The sequence below is a fragment of the Klebsiella sp. A52 genome, assembly GCF_018388785.1.
Classification (GTDB): domain Bacteria; phylum Pseudomonadota; class Gammaproteobacteria; order Enterobacterales; family Enterobacteriaceae; genus Klebsiella; species Klebsiella aerogenes.
In genome coordinates, this window is sequence record NZ_CP074437.1 from 2,930,419 (window position 1) to 2,948,018 (window position 17,600).

Below are 17,600 nucleotides of genomic sequence, written 5' to 3' on the forward strand. Positions count from 1 at the left end.
TGCCTGAGCGATGTCCGTTTTGCATAAAAAAAGCGCCCGATTACGCGATGAAGAACGCGCCCGCCTGATTTGGCTATTGAGCACTGATAAAGCCGTCACCTCCGCGCTGCTGGGGAAACTCACCCTCGCGGAGCGCTATGATGAAGGGACGCTGGCCGATGACCTGGCGGAAGTGGAAGTGCTGGTGTCGCATCTGCCGCCGCCGGATCTCGCCGATGCCCTGGAAGCGCTGCCTTATGACGCGCGTACCGCGCTGTGGGGGCTGGTTGCCGATGACAAGCGCGGCGAAGTGCTGCTGGAGGCGTCAGAGAGCGTATGGGGCGATCTCATCGACAAGATGAGCGACCACGACCTGATATTTGCCCTGCAATCGCTGGATATTGATGAACAGGTTTACCTGTTGCAGCACCTGCCGCGCGACTTAACCGGCCGCCTGCTGGCGACGCTGCCGCCGGATAAACGCGCGCGCATTCGCCAGATGATGCGCTACGCCGATAACACCGTCGGCGCGATCATGGAGTTTGAGGTGATTACCGTTCGCCCGGAAGCCACTCTGGCGGCGGTACAGCGCTATCTGCGCCGGTTGGGCAAAATGCCGGAAAACACCGATAAACTGTTCGTCACCACGCGCAATAAACTGCTGCTCGGCGAGCTGGAGCTGCAGACTATTCTGCTCAACGATGCGCAAAAGCGCGTTGGCGAGGTGATGGAAGGCGATCCGGTGACTTTCCAGCCGCAGGAAGAGGCGGAGAAAGTGGCGCGTACCTTCGAACGTGATGACTTACTGAGTGCTGCGGTGATTGATGCCGACGGCAAGCTGATGGGGCGTTTGACCATCGATGAAATCGTCGATGTGGTGTACGAAGAGACCGATAACGATCTGCGCCGGATGGGCGGTCTGAGCGAAGATGATGATGTTTTTGCGCCGGTAAGCAAAGCGGTGAAAACCCGCTGGGCGTGGCTGGCGGTGAACCTCTGTACGGCGTTTATCGCTTCACGGGTGATCGATGGCTTTGAACATACCATTTCTCAACTGGTGGCCCTGGCCTCGCTGATGCCGATCGTCGCCGGGATAGGCGGAAATACCGGCAATCAGACGATCACCATGATCGTCCGCGCGATGGCGCTGCAAAAGATCCAGCCGGGAAGTTTTACCTTCCTGATCCTACGCGAGATGGGGGTGGCGCTGATTAATGGCCTCGTATGGGGCGGGATTATGGGGGCTATCACCTGGTGGTTATACGATGACCCGCAGCTTGGCGGGGTGATGACGTTGGCGATGATGCTCAACCTGCTGATGGCGGCGATGATGGGGGTTATCATCCCGATGGTGATGGTCAAGCTGGGGCGCGATCCGGCGGTCGGCTCCAGCGTGATGATCACCGCGATTACCGACACCGGCGGGTTCTTTATTTTCCTTGGTCTGGCGACGCTGTTTCTGATGTAAGCTGCGCTTTTACGCGCAGGCGGCGAGGGATGAGCGCCATTGCGATAAGCCCCGCCAGTACGCCGATCGCCAGATTACTGGTCGTGACCGTCACGACGACGGTTGCCGCCATGACCAGCGTTTCCGGCCACGGATTGCGCGCCAGCGCGGTTGGGCGAATACTCTGCCAGCTGAAGGTTTTCACCGCCACAATCACCATGACCCCGGCCAGCACCGCCATTGGAATTTTGGCCATCACCTGGCTAAGCGCCGTCACCAGAAGCAGCAGTACCAGACCGGCCACTATCGTCGATAGGCGGCTACGCGCCTTGCCCATTTCCACGTTAACGATAGTCTGGCCGATCATCGCGCACCCGGCGATGCCGCCATAGCAGCCCGCGAGGATATTGGCGACTCCCAGTCCTGCGCTCTCACGCGACTTATTTGACGGCGTATGGGTGAGATCGTCAACCAGCTTTGCCGTCAACAGCGATTCCATCAGGCCGACAAAGGCGATACTCAGGGCGCAGGGCCAGATAATTTTCAAGGTGCTTAAATCCAGCGGCACCGCCAGCGCGTTGAAGCCCGGCAGACCGCCGCCCATAGCGCCTTCATCACCCACGGTTGGCAGCAACTGTCCGCTGGTGACGGTATAAACGGTGAGAAGGACGATAGCAATAAGCGGCGCCGGCACGGCTTTGATAAAACGCGGCGCCCACAGCACGATGAGCAGCGTCAGAACGAACAGGCCGACGATGAGCGGCTGCCTGCTCCAGAAATGGGGAACCTGGGCGAAAAAAATAAGAATGCCGAGCGCATTAACAAAACCGGTCATCACCGCTGGCGGGATAAAGCGCATTAACCGCGCCATACCGCAGACCCCAAACAAAATTTGAATAATACCAGCCAGAATGACAGCAGGCAGAATATACCCTACGCCATGCTGATGTACCATCGGGCCAATTACCAGGGCGACAGAACCTGCCGCCGCCGTCACCATCGCCGGACGCCCGCCGAGAACCGACATCGCCAGACAGAGCACCACTGAAGCAATCAGGCTGACCTGCGGGTCCACGCCGGCAATGACCGAAAATGAAATGACTTCAGGGATTAACGCCAGGGCAGTTAGCACGCCAGCGAGGGTCTCGCGTGTTATCAACGCCAGTGAGAGAGTGCGGGAAGTTGAGGGCATAAAAGTTCGCGGATGATAAAAAATTTGAAGGGAGAGAAGCCGCCGTTGGCGTGCGCTCCATCACAGAACGGGAGATGATAGCGCGGAAAGGGCCATCATACCAGTACAAAAAGTGATTTTGTGTACACATTTATTAAACATTTTTATAACAGATCTCAAAACTCAACTTAAAATTTAAACAATATTTAAATTTTTGAGTACAGGTGGTACCTTTGATCCCGAGAATCGTTTCACCTGCGCTAAATAAAAAAAGCGAGTAAAAGTAAGGCTCAAATCCGATGAAGAAAAAGATGGCCGTACCCAGCTCACAGGCGGTTGGTTCCAATACAAATCGGACCAACACCCGCCATGAGCAAGAGACGGATGTATTGTTGATTGGCGGCGGTATCATGAGCGCCACGTTGGGAACCTGGCTGCAGGAACTGGAGCCGGATTGGTCTATTACCATGGTCGAGCAGATGACCAGCGTTGCCGAGGAAAGCTCGAACGGCTGGAACAATGCGGGTACCGGCCATGCGGCGTTGATGGAGCTCAACTACACGCCGCAAACCGCCAATGGGATCAATATCGACAAAGCGGTCGATATCAATGAGTCCTTCCATATTTCTCGTCAGTTTTGGGCCCACCAGGTGACCCGCGGCATCCTGACTAAGCCGAAATCCTTTATTAACAGCGTGCCGCACATGAGCTTTGTGTGGGGCGAAGACAACGTTAACTTCCTGCGCGCGCGCTACGCGGCGCTGCAGCAGAGCGAACTGTTCCGCGGTATTCGTTATTCTGAAGATCATCAGCAGATCAAAGAGTGGGCGCCGCTGGTGATGGAAGGACGCGATCCGCAGCAAAAAGTCGCGGCAACGCGTACCGAAATGGGTACCGACGTTAACTACGGCGAGATCACTCGCCAGCTGATCGCCGGGCTACAGAAGCATGATAACTTCTCTCTCCAGTTGGGTACCGTCGTTCGCCGCTTTAAGCGCAATGCGGACAACAGCTGGACGGTGACGCTGGCGGATGCCAACAATCGTCACCAGAAGCGGACGATCAAAACCAAATTCATCTTTATTGGCGCGGGCGGCGCTGCCCTGACGCTGCTGCAGGAAACCGGCATTCCGCAGGCGAAAGAGTATGCGGGCTTCCCGGTTGGTGGACAGTTCCTGGTGTGTGAGAACCCGGAAGTGGTTAATCATCACCTGGCGAAAGTCTATGGCCAGGCGGAAGTTGGCGCGCCGCCGATGTCGGTGCCGCATATCGACACCCGTATTATCGACGGCAAACGCGTGGTGCTGTTCGGGCCGTTCGCGACCTTCTCGACCCGCTTCCTGAAAAACGGCTCCCTTTGGGATCTGCTGGCCTCGACGAATACCTCGAATATTCTGCCGATGCTTAACGTCGGGATGGATAACTTCGACCTGGTGAAATATCTGATTAGCCAGGTATTGCAGAAAGATAAAGATCGTCATGCCGCACTGTGCGAGTACTACCCGGAAGCGCGCAAAGAGGACTGGCGCCTGTGGCAGGCCGGTCAGCGTGTACAGATTATCAAACGTGATAAGAAGATGGGCGGCGTGTTGCGCCTTGGCACCGAAGTGGTGTGCGATGATGAAGGCACCGTAGCCGCGCTGCTGGGCGCTTCTCCTGGCGCGTCGACGGCGGCGCCGATCATGGTGCAGCTGTTGGAGAAAGTCTTCAAAGACAAAGTACAGACGCCGGCCTGGCAGGCGAAGATGAAAGAGATCGTGCCGAGCTACGGCATGCGTCTGGATGGTAATCCGGCCGCTATTGAGCAGGCGCTGGCGTGGACCAGTGAAGTGCTGGGGCTACACTACGAGCCGACGACCGCGGCAGACGACGTGCCGCAGGCTGAACTCAAGCCGCTGACCGGCGGCAAACCGATGGCGGATATCGCGCTATAACAAAAACGGCAGCCCGAGGGCTGCCGTTTTGTATTACCGCTGGCGATTAACGCTCCACGGCATTACCGATAGTTTCTTCGGCTTTCCAGATGCGGTATTTCACTTCAACGTTGGCCGGAGTATAAACCACGATCGGCAGCTTGCTGTTGTAGCGCAGCATGGCTGCATCGCCGAGACCCGCGGTAACAAATTTCTTCTCTTTCTTACCGTCCGGGCAGGCCATCATGGTGGAAACCGGGGACGTCAGCTTATCAAAGACATAGTAGTCATAGCCCCAGCCTTCCAGCGTTTTGCTTTCCAGTTGACCGCCGAGGCGGTGATGGTTGCAGTCAACTTCCAGCGTCTGGCCAATCATCAGTTCAACTTTTAACGCGGATTCATCCTGCTGCTGCGGCAGCTGAATCACCTGACGCTTCATCCCTTTTTCCGCTTTCGGATAGGGGGCGACTTTCTCCAACGGCTGCTCAGCGGCTAACGCGCTGGTGGAAACACAGGCAACGGCCAGCAGAGAAACAGCAAGCGTAGCGATTTTTTTCACGGTTGATCATCCTTTATTATCGTTACTAACCAATACAGACTAACATCATTGCCCTGAATGGTAAGAGTTATTTACCATTATTTTCAATATGAATAGTGAAATGCACTAGTAAAGTGAAGCGTGCGCCAGCTATTCATCGCGGCTGTTTTTGGCTTCTTCAATAAACTCTTCGTCCAGTAAGTCGGCGTTCCCGGCGTGTTCACGCCCCGATAACAGGTTCCAGCAGGCAATAAACAAGGCGGCAATCAGCGGGCCAATGACGAAACCGTTGATACCGTAGATTTCCATGCCGCCAAGAGTGGCAATCAGGATCAGGTAATCCGGCATTTTGGTATCTTTTCCCACCAGCAGCGGACGCAGAATGTTATCCACCAGGCCGATGACAATGACGAAGAAACCGACAATAAACGCCCCTTGCCACAATTGCCCGGTGGCGAACAGATAAATCGCCGCCGGCACCCAGATAATGGCGGAGCCCACCGCCGGGATGAGCGACAGAAAGGCCATTAAAGCGCCCCATAAAATGCTGCCATCAAGACCGACGATCCAGAATGCAAAGCCGCCGAGCGCCCCCTGTGCCAGCGCGACGGCGACGGTACCTTTAACCGTCGCCCGCGCGACGGCGGCGAATTTGGCAAACAGGTGCTGTTTGACATAATTGGATAGCGGCAAAGATTCGAGGATTAACAGCACCAGATAAGGGCCATCTTTCAGCAAGAAGAACAGCAGATATAACATAATGCCGAAGCTGACGGTAAAGCCGAACGTCCCTTTACCGATCAGGAAGGCGCTACCGGCCAGATATTGTCCGCCTTTCAGGGCGGCATCGGATAGTTGCTGCTGAATCTGTTCCGCGCTATCGAGATTGTGCTCTGAGAGGAAACTTCTGGCCCAGCTCGGGAGATGGGCAAACAGGTTGGCGACCACCGTCGGAAACTGGGTGTCATTATGCTGTAGCTTGGTGTAGACCACGTTCAGCTCGAAGGCTAGCGACGAAATGATAATCGCCAACGGGGTGAAAACAATAAGACAGATAATGACGACGGTCAGGAGCGCCGCGATGCCGTTGCGTTCACCGATGCGCGTACGGATATTGTTTTTTATCGGATTAAATATTACCGCCAGGATTGCGGCCCACAGGATAGCGGAATAGTAAGGGGAGAGTACGTCAAAAAAGGCCAGGGTAACGATCAGTAAAATAAGGATAAAAAATCCTTTGGGAAGTCCTTTAACTCTCATTGGGTCCGCTCCAGATGATAACGAATACAGTCGAATAATAGATGGAATTTAACAATTTGCCATCAGGATAATCGCAGTCTTAGCGGGAAGGGGAGTACAAACATTAAAAAGATGTGCTACAAGACGACATGATCATGTGTGGCGATCCGTCCGTGCAATTTAAATCATACATTTTTTCGTCAGGTGATAGGCTTGGGTTTATCTAACTATTTGAGGTATGGCCGAAAGTGAATATTTCCGAGATCTACGAGTGGCGCAAGAATAGCTACCTGGTCAGTACAGACAGAGAAAAACTGGATGTTAAGGCTATCCATCGGTATCTGACAAGGTCGACCTGGGCCAAGGGTATCAATCTTGACACTGTCGCTACATCAATTGAAAACAGCCTTAATTTTGGCATTTATCATCATGATACTCAGATAGGCTTCGCTCGCCTGATTACGGATTTTGCTACATTTGCCTATCTTTGTGATGTGTATGTGCTCGAAGAATATCAGGGAGAAGGGCTTGGAAGGTGGATGATGGAATGTTTGCATAATCATCCTTTATTTGAACAGCTTCGCAGAATTATGTTATTCACCACCACCGCGCCCTGGCTTTACGAAAAGTTCGGCTACCAGCCAGTAAACCAGGAAAACTACGCCTGGACTATTACCAGGCCTGATATTTATACCAAGGGATAAAATCTGTCTGGCAAACACTCATATTCAGGTGCTTGTTGGCTTGTTTCCTGATGTATCTACTCTTGACGCGAAGCGGGCGTGCAGGAAATCACCATACCCAGTGGCGATATCCCACTCACGATTCCAATTCAGCAATCGCCAGTTCGGCAATTTTTATTGTTATTGAAGTCGTTTCGTTACTTGAGAGTGACCAGGCGGTTGAAAGACCGCACCACGCAATTATCCATTTGAGCAGGCGCTCTTTATCCATGTCTGCCATCCTGGTAACGATGCTTAGACGCTGTTTAAAGGTCTCTGGTACAGTCGCAACAGCAGGTACCGGATAACCAAGATCCGGATTAGTAAAAATATTAGCAAAGTCGAATCCCCGTTCACCTATCAGCCCTTTGGGGTCAATGGCTAACCAACCGGACGTTTCAAAATCAAGCACGTTACCGTGATGTAAGTCGCCATGTAATACAACCACATCTCGTGGAGAAGAAAGCAACTCTTCTGAAATTTCTGCGCAACGTGTCAGGATACCGCCATACTGCAAGGCGGCTGGTTTTAGAGGATAAAACCATTCACGCAGGGAGGTTAGCCGGGGGAACGGTCTTTTGGCGAATGAATGAAGCCGGTTCGCAGTCATACATAAAATACGACAAGCGATATCATCCTTATCTCCACGAGACATTGCTGATAAAGACGCGGAACCTGTGGCTCTTGAGAGAAGAATTGCTTCCTTTTCATGTGCAATCACATGGGCAGCGCCGTTCCCTTCCCACCATACCATGAGTGCATTACCGGCTTGTTCGTCAGTATCATCAGTGACTTTTAACATGGCTTTAATACCATGGGTTGCTGTTTTGACCGGATACAACTGTGACGTATGAGTGACAAATGGGGTGCCATCAGGAATGAGATTCCAGCAATTTAGCCAGGGTGTTAACTTGAACATATCCATAAAGCGGTCTTTAACATCCTTGCAATCAACGTTTAGACAACGTCCGTTTCGGGTAAATCAATGATAACCAGTATACCAAAGCTGCCCGTATCTACCGTATGAGGAATGCCAGCCTTAGAGAAAGGCCGGGCAGGGAAACACGTTCCAGGTCTGGAGTGAAGGAAGGATCGAGTTTTTCGACGAGGTTTCCCCCCTGCGAAAAACAGGCACAAAAAAACCAGCCATAAGAGGCTGGTTTTTTCGAAGGTTTTTGGTCGGCACGAGAGGATTTGAACCTCCGACCCCCGACACCCCATGACGGTGCGCTACCAGGCTGCGCTACGTGCCGACGCGTGGAGGATAATATTACCCGTTCCCCCATCGAATGCAAGCGACCGACAACTGATTGATTCAAAATTAATCAATCAGTTAGCGATAAAGCGTTTTTCATCCGTCAGCACCTGCAGCAGCAGGCTGAGCTGTGGTTTTTGGTCTTTCACCTTCTCGCCGTTACTGTTCCAGGTGTGATAGGTGCCGTTGTGGTCGAGCACCACGGTCATCGTTGGCGTGGTAATCGCCAGAGTATCGCTATTGGCCGCGGTGACCCAGCTGCGGCGACGCGCCGGGCTAAACAGGTCTTCGCCCTGCGAATATTCATTCGCTGGCGTCGACACGTGCAGCAGACGCTGCATCAGCGTCGTCATCACGTCTTTGTTATCCGTGAGCGTGGCGATCTCCTGCGCTGGGGTTCCCGGCCAGTGAATAACCAGCGGCACCTGCAGATTGCCCCGTGACCAGTCGAATTTACCCTGCTTGTTATCCAGCGGCATGCCGTGCCCGGCGGTAATAATCACCACCGTATTATCCAGTTTGCCCGCTTTGCGCAGCGCGTCGAGCACACGGCCAATTTGCGTATCGACGTCGCCTGCGGCGCGGCCATAGGTGCGCGCAAAATTCTGCTGCTGGCTGTTATCAATATTAGTGCCGTTCAGCGATACCCACGAGAACCAGCGGTTCTCATCCTGGGCGTAGCGATCCAGCCAGCCGATCCATTGGTCTGCCGTTTGCTCGTCACTTTGCGTTTTGGCCGCCGGCAGCGAGAAGTCCGACAGCAGCGCCTGACGATAGAGCGGACTGCTGAAACCGTCTGATGAGAACAGGCCCAACTGGTAGCCCTGTTGGTTGAGGGCGGTAATCAGCGCCGCCGGGATACGCGCCGAGAGCACGCCATCCATATAACCCGGCGATATGCCGTAGAACAGGCCGAACATTCCGCTATCGGTGCTATTACCGGAGCTCATATGCTGACTAAAGTTGACGCTCTCTTTTGCAAAAGCAGCCAGCTGCGGCATATTTTTCTCGAAGCGTGAATAGTTGAGGTTATCCACGGTAATGAGCAACACGTTGTAGCCCGTGCCGAGGTCTCGATAGCGTAGATCGCTCAGCGGATACTGCACCGAAACCGCTTCCGGCGCGCCTTGTTCAACCAGACGGCGCTGGTAATCCTGAGCGTCGAGCAGGCCATGCTTCTCAAGGAAGCGGCGAGCGGTCATCGGATAAGAGAGCGGCAAGTTGGCCCGCTGCATGGTGATCGGGCGATAGAAGTTAGCATCCGCCCAGATATAAATCAGGTGGCTGCTGATAAACGAAATAAAGAAAAACCAGGCGACGGGGCGCGCGTAGTGACGGCGGCGCGTCAGGCTGCGCAGCTTTTGCCAGCTCCAGGTGGCGAAGAGCATCTCGATCAGGAAGATGATCGGTACGCTGATAAACATCAGCTGCCAGTCGCGAGCCATCTCGTTCTGGTCGGGGTTAATCACCAGTTCCCAGACGACGGGGTTTAAGTGCAGGTGGAAGCGAGTGAAGACTTCGCTATCGATCAGCAGCAGCGTCATCCCGGCGGTGGCGAAGATGACCGACAGGAAGCGCATAAGCCGCTGCGAGCCGACGATAAAGGTCAGCGGGAAGAGAATCAGTACATAGCTGGTGAACACCAGAAAACTGAAATGACCAACGAGGCTGACATACGAGAAAACCCGCCCGGCAAGCGTCGTTGGCCAGTCGGCGACAAAAAGATAGCGGCTGCCGAGCGCCATGGCCAACAACATGTTGAACAGGGCGAACCAGTGTCCCCAACTGACCATCTGGGAGACTTTTTCTCGGTAGGGCTGACGTAGAGTCACCATATACTGTTGTTCGTTATCCTTAGTGCGCGGGATCGTCGTTAATGGACGATTGCAGCGCCTGGGCGAAAGAACGGGCGATTGCCTGACGCTGCGCCGGCGCGACGCTACTGTTAATCAGGTTGGTCACCATATTGCCCAGCACCATCAGTGACAGGTCAACCGGCGCTTTGTGTGTTTCCAGGACGTTCGTCAGCTCGCTGAGCAGCTGCTCGACCTGTTCATCGCTATAGCGGGATATTTGTGGCATAAACTCAAAATCTGTTTGTTCGTGAAAGGGCAACATATTACCGTAGCAGCAGCATTTTTTCCGCATTTTTTCGCCACGGCGTAAAAGCGCCCAGCAACGCGAGTCTCAAGCGTGAAACAGACATCTGCCGGTTGCGTCATCGTCCCGGTGGTGGTTGAATACCGCCCGGTCTAAAAGGAGAGTTTAACATGAGTCTGGATATCGACCAGATTGCCCTGCATCAGTTGATCAAACGTGATGAACAGAATCTGGAACTGGTGCTGCGCGAGTCGCTGCTGGAACCAAATGCCACTGTCGTGGAAATGATGGCTGAACTGCATCGTGTCTACAGCGCAAAAAGCAAAGCCTATGGCCTCTTTAATGAAGAGAGCGAGCTGGCGCAAGCGTTGCGTTTACAGCGTCAGGGTGAAGAAGAATTTCTTCCTTTCAGCCGTGCGGCAACCGGTCGCCTGCGCGATGAGCTGGCGAAGTATCCGTTTGCCGAAGGCGGCATTGTGCTGTTCTGTCAGTATCGTTATCTGGCGGTCGAGTATCTGCTGGTGGCGGTGCTCAATAATCTGAGCAGCATGCGCGTTAACGAAGAGCTGGATATCAGTTCCACGCATTACCTCGATATCAACCATGCCGACATCGTGGCGCGTATCGATCTGACCGAGTGGGAAACCAATCCCGAATCGACCCGTTACCTGACCTTCCTGAAAGGGCGGGTGGGGCGTAAAGTCGCTGATTTCTTCATGGACTTCCTCGGCGCCAGCGAAGGGCTCAACGCCAAAGCGCAGAACCGCGGTCTGCTGCAGGCGGTGGATGATTTCGCCGCTGACGCGCAGCTGGATAAATCCGAGCGCCAGAACGTGCGCCAGCAGGTGTACGCCTACTGTAACGAACAGCTGCAGGCGGGCGAAGAGATCGAGCTGGAGTCGCTGTCTAAAGAGCTCTCCGGCGTCAGCGAAAAGAGTTTCCAGGAGTTTACCGCTGAACAGGGTTATGAGCTGGAAGAGAGCTTCCCGGCGGACCGCAGTACGCTGCGCCAGCTGACCAAATTTGCCGGTAGCGGCGGCGGTTTGACCATTAACTTTGATGCGATGCTGTTAGGCGAGCGCGTATTCTGGGATCCGGCAACGGATACGCTGACCATCAAAGGTACGCCGCCGAACCTGCGCGATCAGCTGCAGCGCCGTACTTCTGGCGGTAATTAATCCCTGCAGCTTATCCCGGCGGAACATGATGCCGCCGGGTTAACCTTCTACCTGAATAATCCCGACGCCGCTTTGTTTAAGCTTCTGGCGTAACGTGTCATCCAGTTCGCTGTCGATAACCACTGTGCTGGCAAGATTAAGCTCGCCGATGGCAAATGCGGAGGCGGAGTTAATTTTCTCGGCAGAGGCCATCACCACGGTTTCTGCGGCTCTGGCCGCCAGCGCGCGCTTGATGCCCGCCTCTTCATAATCACCGGTGGTAAAGCCCACCCGCGGGTGCACACCCGTTACTCCCATAAAGAACAGATCGGCATTAATCCGCGCCATCGCCGCCAGCGTCTCGGCGCCGACCGTGACTACCGAATGTTTAAACATTGTGCCGCCGAGCAGGATCACGTCGATCAGCGGATGCTCGACCAGCGCCACGGCGATCCCAGGACTGTGCGTCACCACGGTACAAGCAAGGTCGGCGGGTAGCGCGGCGATCATCGCCGTGGTGGTGGTGCCGCCGTCGACGATGACCACCTGTCCTGGCTGGATAAGCGCCGCCGCCCGGCGGGCTATCGCCTGTTTGGAAGCCATCTGCACGCTTTTTCTGCTTTCGATTGGCGCGATAGCGGCGGATACCGGCAGCGCGCCGCCGTGGACCCGTTGCAGTTTACCTTCCGCCGCCAGTTCGCGCAGATCGCGACGAATGGAGTCTTCGGAGACTTTAAAGCGCTGGCTTAACTCTCCCGACATCACCTGTTTTTCTGCGGCAAGGATCTGCAGGATGTGCTGTTTTCTCTGGCTGGCGAGCATGTTGTTCACTTCACGATTGATCTTGTTTATGCACGATTATGCATGTTATGTTGCCCGCTGTCACCTTAGAAGGGGAAAAACATGCATGTAGACGCACCGCGCGTTCGCCACGTTCGCGAAACGCTCTTGTCAGATAACTGGTACACGCTGAAAAAATATACCTTCGAACTGCTGCGTCGTGATGGACGCTGGCAGGAGCAGAGCCGGGAAGCCTACGACCGCGGCAACGGCGCGGTTATTCTGCTCTACAATCGCCACAAGCAGAGCGTGGTGCTCATCCGCCAGTTTCGTTTTCCGGTGTGGATCAACGGTCACGACGGTTTTTTGATCGAGGCCGCCGCGGGGTTACTGGATAACGCCTCGCCGGAAGAACGCATTATCGCCGAAGCGGAAGAGGAGACCGGTTTTCGCGTCACCCGTATTGAACCGGTATTCACCGCGTTTATGAGTCCGGGGTCGGTGACCGAGAAGCTGTACTTCTTTATTGCTGAATACTCCGCGGACGATCGCCGTGGCGATGGCGGCGGGCTGGCGGCGGAAGGAGAGGATATTGAAGTGCTGGAGTGGCCGCTGGCGCGGGCGTTACGGGCCATTCGCGATGGCGAAATCGTGGATGCGAAAACCATTATGCTGCTGCAGCACCTGGCGTTAAATGCCGACACGCTCCTTGCCGGTTAAGCGGCAAGGAGCCGGCAAGATTAGCGCAATTCGCGGGCAATGGCGCTGTACATCAGCGCCGCTTCCAGCGGTTGCGCGTTAAAGGACGGTTCCGCCTGTGGCCAGGTTGACCACTGCACGATCACCAGATGTTCCGCACGGTTGACCATTATCACCTGGCCGTAGATCCCCAGCGCCCACAGCGAGCCTTTGAGCCCTTCCTGCGGCGTCGGCTGCACGTTTTGCGCATTGGCCGGAATGGCGTTATTCCACCATTGATAGCCGTAGATACCTTCCGGATGCGCTGCTGAAACCGAGTTCAGCGCTTTTGTCCAGCTCGCGGCTTGATCGAACCAGCCTGCGGGCACCAGCTGTTCACCGTTGCTCAGGCGGCCATCGCGGGCGACAAACTCGCCAAAGCGTCCCCAGTCTTCGAGGGTGGCGTTAAAGCCGTGGGCGCCGACATCATGTTGTCCTTTTTTGTAGGCGTGCCACACGCCATCGTGGGCCATGCCCGCAGGCTGCCACAGTGATTGTTCAAGCCAGGCGGCCAGCGACATACCGGTTGCGCGTTCCAGCACATCGCCCAGCAGCCAGGCGCCGCCGGAAGAGTAGGACCACTGCTCGCCTGCCGGGTGTTTGCGCGACAGCGTCGACACAATTTTACGCACGCAATCATAGGCGCCGGGCTGCGCTTCACACTGGGTCAGGCGGGCGAAGTGCGACTGTGGATTGGTGTAATCTTCATTCCATTCCACGCCGCTGGTATGTTGAATGAGCTGCTTGAGCGTCACGCCATCCCAGGCGGTGCCTTTCAGTTCGGGTTCATAAACGGTAATCAGGTCATCAAGGGAGTGGATTTTACCCTGTTGAATAGCGATACCGACCAGCGTCGAGACGACCGATTTACCCACCGAGCGCGAGGTCCACAGCGTGGTGTCGGTATTACCTTCGGCGAGATATTTCCAGGCGACTTTGCCATCTTTCAGCACCAGCATACCGCTGACGTTTTCGCGCTTCAGGTAATCTTGCAAATTCCAGGTGTGGCCGTTGAGCGTGTAGCGGGCATCGGTCAGCTGTTTTTTTGCGCGCTCCAGCGGGACCGAGTCGCCGTGACGGAAAACATCGCCAGCATAGTTGCGATAGTCATTACGAAAGCCAACGACGCGTGACGCCTGATCCCAGGTGAGCATGTCTTTGGCCGCGGGTAGCGTTTGATCGTAAGGCGTGGGGCAGACATCCAGCGTCAGGCCGCCGCAGTTTTGCGCCATTGCCGCCGCCGGTAGCGCCGCCAAAATTAACGCCAGAGCCAGTGGTTTTCTTATCATTTTCATTTCCTCGTTTGCCATAGATTCGCATCGCAGTATATAAACCGGCGCGCGGCGGCTAAAATCACTCTATGGGGGATTTTCCCCTGAAAGGGAGAGAAGGATGAAAACCCTGCAGTATTCATTTGCACAGATTGAAGCCTTCGCGACGATTGCTGAGACCGGCAGCCTGTCGCGGGCGGCGATTCGTTTAGGGAAAGACCGTACGACGCTTCGCGATCTGCTGGATTACCTGGAAGATGCGTTGGGCTACCGGTTATTCAGCCGTGAAGGGCGTAGCCTGACTTTAACGGCCGAGGGAGAGCAGCTTTTTCGCCAGGCGCACCTGTTGTTGCGACAGGCGCAGGCTTTCGAGTCTTTTGCGCAAACGCTGCCGCAAACGGCCTGGCAGGAGTTACGCCTGGTGTACGATCCGTTCGTGCCGCGTGAATTTCTCTGTTTGCTGGCCGATACGCTTGCCCGGCGGCAGATCCGTTTAAGCTGCTGGAGCGCTTCGCGTCGCGAAGCCGAGCAGGCGTTGAGCGATGACGTCGCGGATATGGCCATTTGCCAGGCTAACAATCGTACGCTGGGTAGCGAAATGGAGTGGCGGGCGCTGGGTACCGTTGATTTACGCTTTTACGCCGCGCAGCGGTTGTTCGCTGATGCCGCAAGGCCGCTGACGTTGCTGAATTTATCGCTCACCCCGCAGTTAGTCATGCACCGGCGCAGCGACGATCAAATCGCCCGCCGGTTACAGATATCCGGCCATACGCTGTATATGAATGAAATCACCATGTTGCGCCACGCAATGGAGCAGGGGCAGGGCTGGGGTTTTTTACCCGACCATTTACGGCCCGACGAGTGGCAGGGGGTTGCTGAAATAGCCACCGAGGTCGGTAATCAGGGGCTTAACGTTACCATGGTGATGCTGTGGCTGCCGGGAATGAATAAACACCGCGCGCTGGGAGAGATTGTTGACGACGCGCCAGGGTTATGGCGGCGCAGATAACAAAACGCCCCGGGTCAGAAGACACCAGGGCGTTTGCCATACAACTTGCTATCGGCGATTAAGCGCGAACGAAGTCGATGTGGGTCAGTTTCGGCTTGAACGCGTGACGCTGAACAGCCTGAACTTTAACTTTCTCTTCTTTGCCGTCGACAACCAGGGTCAGAACTTCGCCGTAGAACTCAGCTTTGTCCTGCATGTTCCACAGTTTGTCGTGATCCAGTTCGATAGCAACCGGAGCAGCTTCGCCACCGTAGATGATTGCCGGGAACTTGTTAGCTGCGCGCAGGCGGCGGCTCGCACCCTTACCCTGCTCTTTACGTACTTCTGCGTTGATAGTAAACATTGATGTCTCTCTATATATAAAGCCTGCAACAGGCGACCCAGCAGCAGGCAGATTATCTGCTTTGCGAATGCAAAAGCGGGCGGCATTATAGCCGCCTATCGGCACAGCGGCAATCAAAACCTCAGTTTTTGGCGGATTAACGCAGCTCATTGGCGCGACGGAAACGGCCCTGATAATCGAACACTTTTTCCCGCACCTGCCAGTATTGCCCCTTCATCCGGGCGACGACAAAGTCCGGATGGCGCAGCAGCGCCTGCTGGGCAATGATGTCTGCCGGAGTTATCCAGCGTAGCGGCACGCCCGGAGTACGGGTATGCGGGCGGATAAACAACTGCTCAAAGGCGGTACGCTGCGCGGGCGTTTGTAAACGGAAGCGCTCACTCACATCGGCGCCGTCCTCATCGTAATAGGTGATTTTCAGCCACGGGCCTTTTTCATCGCTGCCATGCTGCAGCGCCATGCCGCTGCAGCGCAACACCAGCGCGTCTTTAAGCTTCAGCGCCGCCTTCAGCATGTCGTCCGGGTCGACCAGAATAGAATCGCACTCGCGACAGCGGCGGGCGGCAATGTCATTCTCGGCGTTGCACTGCGGACAGTTTTTAAAACGAAAGCGGAAGTCGCACTGTTCGCGATGGCCGTCATCATCTTCGAACCAGCCCTGGCAGCGACGGCCAAAATGCTCAATCAACGTGCCGTCGGCGGTGGTTTTCCCCCAAAAAGTATTGGCGAAACCGCAGGCCGGGCAGAAAACCTGTACCGGGACATTATCGCTTTTGCCTTTTGGCGTGCCGACTTCCGGCGCATACAGGTCGTGAGGGTTGCCGGCATAGTCGAGGATCAGGCAGTCGGTTTTGCCCGGCGCCAGACGCAGGCCGCGGCCAACAATTTGTTGGTAAAGGCTTACCGACTCGGTTGGCCGAAGAATCGCGATAAGATCGACGTGCGGCGCGTCAAAGCCGGTGGTCAGTACCGCGACGTTCACGAGATAGCGATACTGCTGCGCTTTAAAAGCTTCGATGATGCGATCGCGCTCCGGCCCCGGCGTTTCGCCGGTAATCAGCGCCGCCTGCGCGGGCGGCAGCAGGCCGGTAATTTCCCGCGCATGTTCGACGGTCGCAGCGAAAATCATCACGCCTTGACGGCTTTCGGCAAACTCAACGATTTGGCTGACGATATGCGGCGTGATGCGCTGCTGTTTTTTCAGCTCATGGTTAAGGTCGGCTTCGCTGAACAGGCCATTGCTCTGCGCCTGCAGGCGGCTGAAATCGTATTGTACCACCGGCATATCGAGGCGCTCAGGCGGCGTCAGGTAGCCGTGCTTAATCATATAACGCAGCGGCAGCTCGTAGATGCAGTCGCGGAACAGCGCTTTCTCGTCTCCGCGCACCATACCGTGATAGTGGAACTGATAAATCCACCCCTTGCCGAGACGGAAGGGGGTCGCGGTCAGGCCGAGCAGCCTGAGCTGTGGATTCACCTGCCGCAGGTGGCTGATGATTTGCTGATACTGGCTGTCGTCATCGTCGCTGATACGGTGGCACTCATCGACGATCAGTAAGGAGAATTCGCTCTGAAACTGCTCAAGATTGCGCGCCACCGACTGCACGCTGCCGAAGACCACCTTGCCCTGGCTCTCTTTACGCTGCAGACCGGCGGCGAAAATATCGGCTTCCAGGCCAAGCGCACAGTATTTACTGTGATTCTGCGCCACCAGTTCTTTAACGTGGGCCAGAACCAATACGCGTCCGCGCGCCAGCCGCGCAAGTTCGGCGATCACCAGGCTTTTGCCGGCGCCGGTCGGCAGCACGATGGCGGCCGGCTCATGGTGACGGCGGAACCAGGCGAGCGTGGCGTCGACCGCCTCTTTTTGGTAGGGACGTAGTGTAAAAGTCATCAATTCTCGGGGGTTAATTAACTCGCAAATAGTATGCCATGAAT

General features: G+C 55.3%; 16 protein-coding genes and 1 tRNA gene. 6 read left to right on the forward strand and 11 right to left on the reverse strand.

All coding sequences use genetic code 11. The features are described from left to right. Positions 1-10: 10 nt before the first annotated feature. A complete protein-coding gene (gene mgtE / locus KGA69_RS13890) occupies positions 11-1,447 on the forward strand; it encodes a magnesium transporter (protein ID WP_045391390.1) in 1,437 nt (478 codons plus the stop codon). On the opposite strand, the gene KGA69_RS13895 is transcribed toward mgtE, so the two are convergent. Beyond that, the gene (locus KGA69_RS13895; protein ID WP_045391388.1) at positions 1,410-2,618 is read right to left on the reverse strand and encodes a SulP family inorganic anion transporter; all 1,209 of its coding nucleotides are present in this window, start codon (positions 2,616-2,618) and stop codon (positions 1,410-1,412) included. The two genes, mgtE and KGA69_RS13895, sit on opposite strands and share 38 nt — an antisense overlap. 278 nt (positions 2,619-2,896) lie before the next feature. Between KGA69_RS13895 and mqo the strand changes: the two genes are divergently transcribed. After that, positions 2,897-4,531, forward strand: coding sequence for a malate dehydrogenase (quinone) (gene mqo, locus KGA69_RS13900; RefSeq protein ID WP_045391386.1), 1,635 nt, complete (start codon positions 2,897-2,899; stop codon positions 4,529-4,531). Between the two features lie 46 nt (positions 4,532-4,577). Here the strand turns inward: mqo and eco are convergent, their stop codons facing one another. Together eco and KGA69_RS13910 are read right to left on the reverse strand one after the other, a co-directional pair. Continuing rightward, positions 4,578-5,069, reverse strand: coding sequence for a serine protease inhibitor ecotin (gene eco / locus KGA69_RS13905; RefSeq protein WP_045391384.1), 492 nt, complete (start codon positions 5,067-5,069; stop codon positions 4,578-4,580). A 129-nt stretch (positions 5,070-5,198) separates the two neighbouring features. Continuing rightward, positions 5,199-6,308 carry an AI-2E family transporter gene (locus KGA69_RS13910; protein ID WP_045391382.1) on the reverse strand — a complete coding sequence of 370 codons (1,110 nt, stop codon included), beginning with the start codon at positions 6,306-6,308 and terminating at the stop codon, positions 5,199-5,201. Positions 6,309-6,535: 227 nt separating this feature from the next. Between KGA69_RS13910 and KGA69_RS13915 the strand changes: the two genes are divergently transcribed. Further along, entirely contained in the window at positions 6,536-6,991 is a 456-nt protein-coding gene (locus KGA69_RS13915) for a GNAT family N-acetyltransferase (RefSeq protein WP_045376845.1), read from the forward strand. 115 nt (positions 6,992-7,106) lie between these two features. On the opposite strand, the gene KGA69_RS13920 is transcribed toward KGA69_RS13915, so the two are convergent. The 4 genes from KGA69_RS13920 to KGA69_RS13935 all read right to left on the reverse strand — a co-directional run bounded on the left by KGA69_RS13920 (position 7,107) and on the right by KGA69_RS13935 (position 10,346). Next, complete coding sequence (locus KGA69_RS13920; RefSeq protein ID WP_063447972.1) at positions 7,107-7,934, reverse strand: aminoglycoside phosphotransferase family protein; 828 nt, start codon at positions 7,932-7,934, stop codon at positions 7,107-7,109. 251 nt (positions 7,935-8,185) lie between these two features. Continuing rightward, a tRNA-Pro gene (locus KGA69_RS13925) sits at positions 8,186-8,262 on the reverse strand. 76 nt (positions 8,263-8,338) lie between these two features. Further along, positions 8,339-10,099: an LPS biosynthesis-modulating metalloenzyme YejM gene (yejM, locus tag KGA69_RS13930; protein WP_045391375.1), complete on the reverse strand. Its 1,761-nt coding sequence runs from the start codon at positions 10,097-10,099 to the stop codon at positions 8,339-8,341. 19 nt (positions 10,100-10,118) lie between these two features. Beyond that, a complete protein-coding gene (locus tag KGA69_RS13935; RefSeq protein ID WP_045377048.1) occupies positions 10,119-10,346 on the reverse strand; it encodes a YejL family protein in 228 nt (75 codons plus the stop codon). Positions 10,347-10,534: 188 nt separating this feature from the next. On the opposite strand from KGA69_RS13935, the gene yejK reads away from it, so the two are divergent. Next, complete coding sequence (gene yejK, locus KGA69_RS13940; protein ID WP_015365669.1) at positions 10,535-11,542, forward strand: nucleoid-associated protein YejK; 1,008 nt, start codon at positions 10,535-10,537, stop codon at positions 11,540-11,542. Between the two features lie 39 nt (positions 11,543-11,581). Here yejK and KGA69_RS13945 read toward each other — a convergent pair whose 3' ends face one another. Next, positions 11,582-12,343, reverse strand: a complete 762-nt coding sequence (locus KGA69_RS13945; protein WP_047078287.1) for a DeoR/GlpR family DNA-binding transcription regulator — start codon at positions 12,341-12,343, stop codon at positions 11,582-11,584. 81 nt (positions 12,344-12,424) lie between these two features. Between KGA69_RS13945 and KGA69_RS13950 the strand changes: the two genes are divergently transcribed. Next, complete coding sequence (locus KGA69_RS13950; RefSeq protein WP_047043222.1) at positions 12,425-13,021, forward strand: NUDIX domain-containing protein; 597 nt, start codon at positions 12,425-12,427, stop codon at positions 13,019-13,021. 20 nt (positions 13,022-13,041) lie between these two features. On the opposite strand, the gene KGA69_RS13955 is transcribed toward KGA69_RS13950, so the two are convergent. Continuing rightward, positions 13,042-14,328 carry a serine hydrolase domain-containing protein gene (locus KGA69_RS13955; RefSeq protein WP_045391367.1) on the reverse strand — a complete coding sequence of 429 codons (1,287 nt, stop codon included), beginning with the start codon at positions 14,326-14,328 and terminating at the stop codon, positions 13,042-13,044. A 103-nt stretch (positions 14,329-14,431) separates the two neighbouring features. On the opposite strand from KGA69_RS13955, the gene KGA69_RS13960 reads away from it, so the two are divergent. Then, positions 14,432-15,319, forward strand: a complete 888-nt coding sequence (locus KGA69_RS13960; protein WP_045391365.1) for a LysR family transcriptional regulator — start codon at positions 14,432-14,434, stop codon at positions 15,317-15,319. A gap of 58 nt (positions 15,320-15,377) precedes the next feature. Here KGA69_RS13960 and rplY read toward each other — a convergent pair whose 3' ends face one another. Beyond that, positions 15,378-15,662, reverse strand: a complete 285-nt coding sequence (gene rplY, locus KGA69_RS13965) for a 50S ribosomal protein L25 (protein ID WP_015365674.1) — start codon at positions 15,660-15,662, stop codon at positions 15,378-15,380. 136 nt (positions 15,663-15,798) lie between these two features. After that, a complete protein-coding gene (locus KGA69_RS13970; RefSeq protein ID WP_047078284.1) occupies positions 15,799-17,556 on the reverse strand; it encodes a DEAD/DEAH box helicase in 1,758 nt (585 codons plus the stop codon). Positions 17,557-17,600 lie beyond the last annotated feature (44 nt).

Coding starts and splice junctions, on each gene's coding strand:
- mgtE (WP_045391390.1), top strand. CDS start 11: ATGTCCGTTTTGCATAAAAAAAGCGCCCGATTACGCGATGAAGAACGC.
- KGA69_RS13895 (WP_045391388.1), bottom strand. CDS start 2,618: ATGCCCTCAACTTCCCGCACTCTCTCACTGGCGTTGATAACACGCGAG.
- mqo (WP_045391386.1), top strand. CDS start 2,897: ATGAAGAAAAAGATGGCCGTACCCAGCTCACAGGCGGTTGGTTCCAAT.
- KGA69_RS13910 (WP_045391382.1), bottom strand. CDS start 6,308: ATGAGAGTTAAAGGACTTCCCAAAGGATTTTTTATCCTTATTTTACTG.
- KGA69_RS13920 (WP_063447972.1), bottom strand. CDS start 7,934: ATGGATATGTTCAAGTTAACACCCTGGCTAAATTGCTGGAATCTCATT.
- yejM (WP_045391375.1), bottom strand. CDS start 10,099: ATGGTGACTCTACGTCAGCCCTACCGAGAAAAAGTCTCCCAGATGGTC.
- KGA69_RS13935 (WP_045377048.1), bottom strand. CDS start 10,346: ATGCCACAAATATCCCGCTATAGCGATGAACAGGTCGAGCAGCTGCTC.
- yejK (WP_015365669.1), top strand. CDS start 10,535: ATGAGTCTGGATATCGACCAGATTGCCCTGCATCAGTTGATCAAACGT.
- KGA69_RS13945 (WP_047078287.1), bottom strand. CDS start 12,343: ATGCTCGCCAGCCAGAGAAAACAGCACATCCTGCAGATCCTTGCCGCA.
- KGA69_RS13950 (WP_047043222.1), top strand. CDS start 12,425: ATGCATGTAGACGCACCGCGCGTTCGCCACGTTCGCGAAACGCTCTTG.
- KGA69_RS13955 (WP_045391367.1), bottom strand. CDS start 14,328: ATGATAAGAAAACCACTGGCTCTGGCGTTAATTTTGGCGGCGCTACCG.
- KGA69_RS13960 (WP_045391365.1), top strand. CDS start 14,432: ATGAAAACCCTGCAGTATTCATTTGCACAGATTGAAGCCTTCGCGACG.
- rplY (WP_015365674.1), bottom strand. CDS start 15,662: ATGTTTACTATCAACGCAGAAGTACGTAAAGAGCAGGGTAAGGGTGCG.
- KGA69_RS13970 (WP_047078284.1), bottom strand. CDS start 17,556: ATGACTTTTACACTACGTCCCTACCAAAAAGAGGCGGTCGACGCCACG.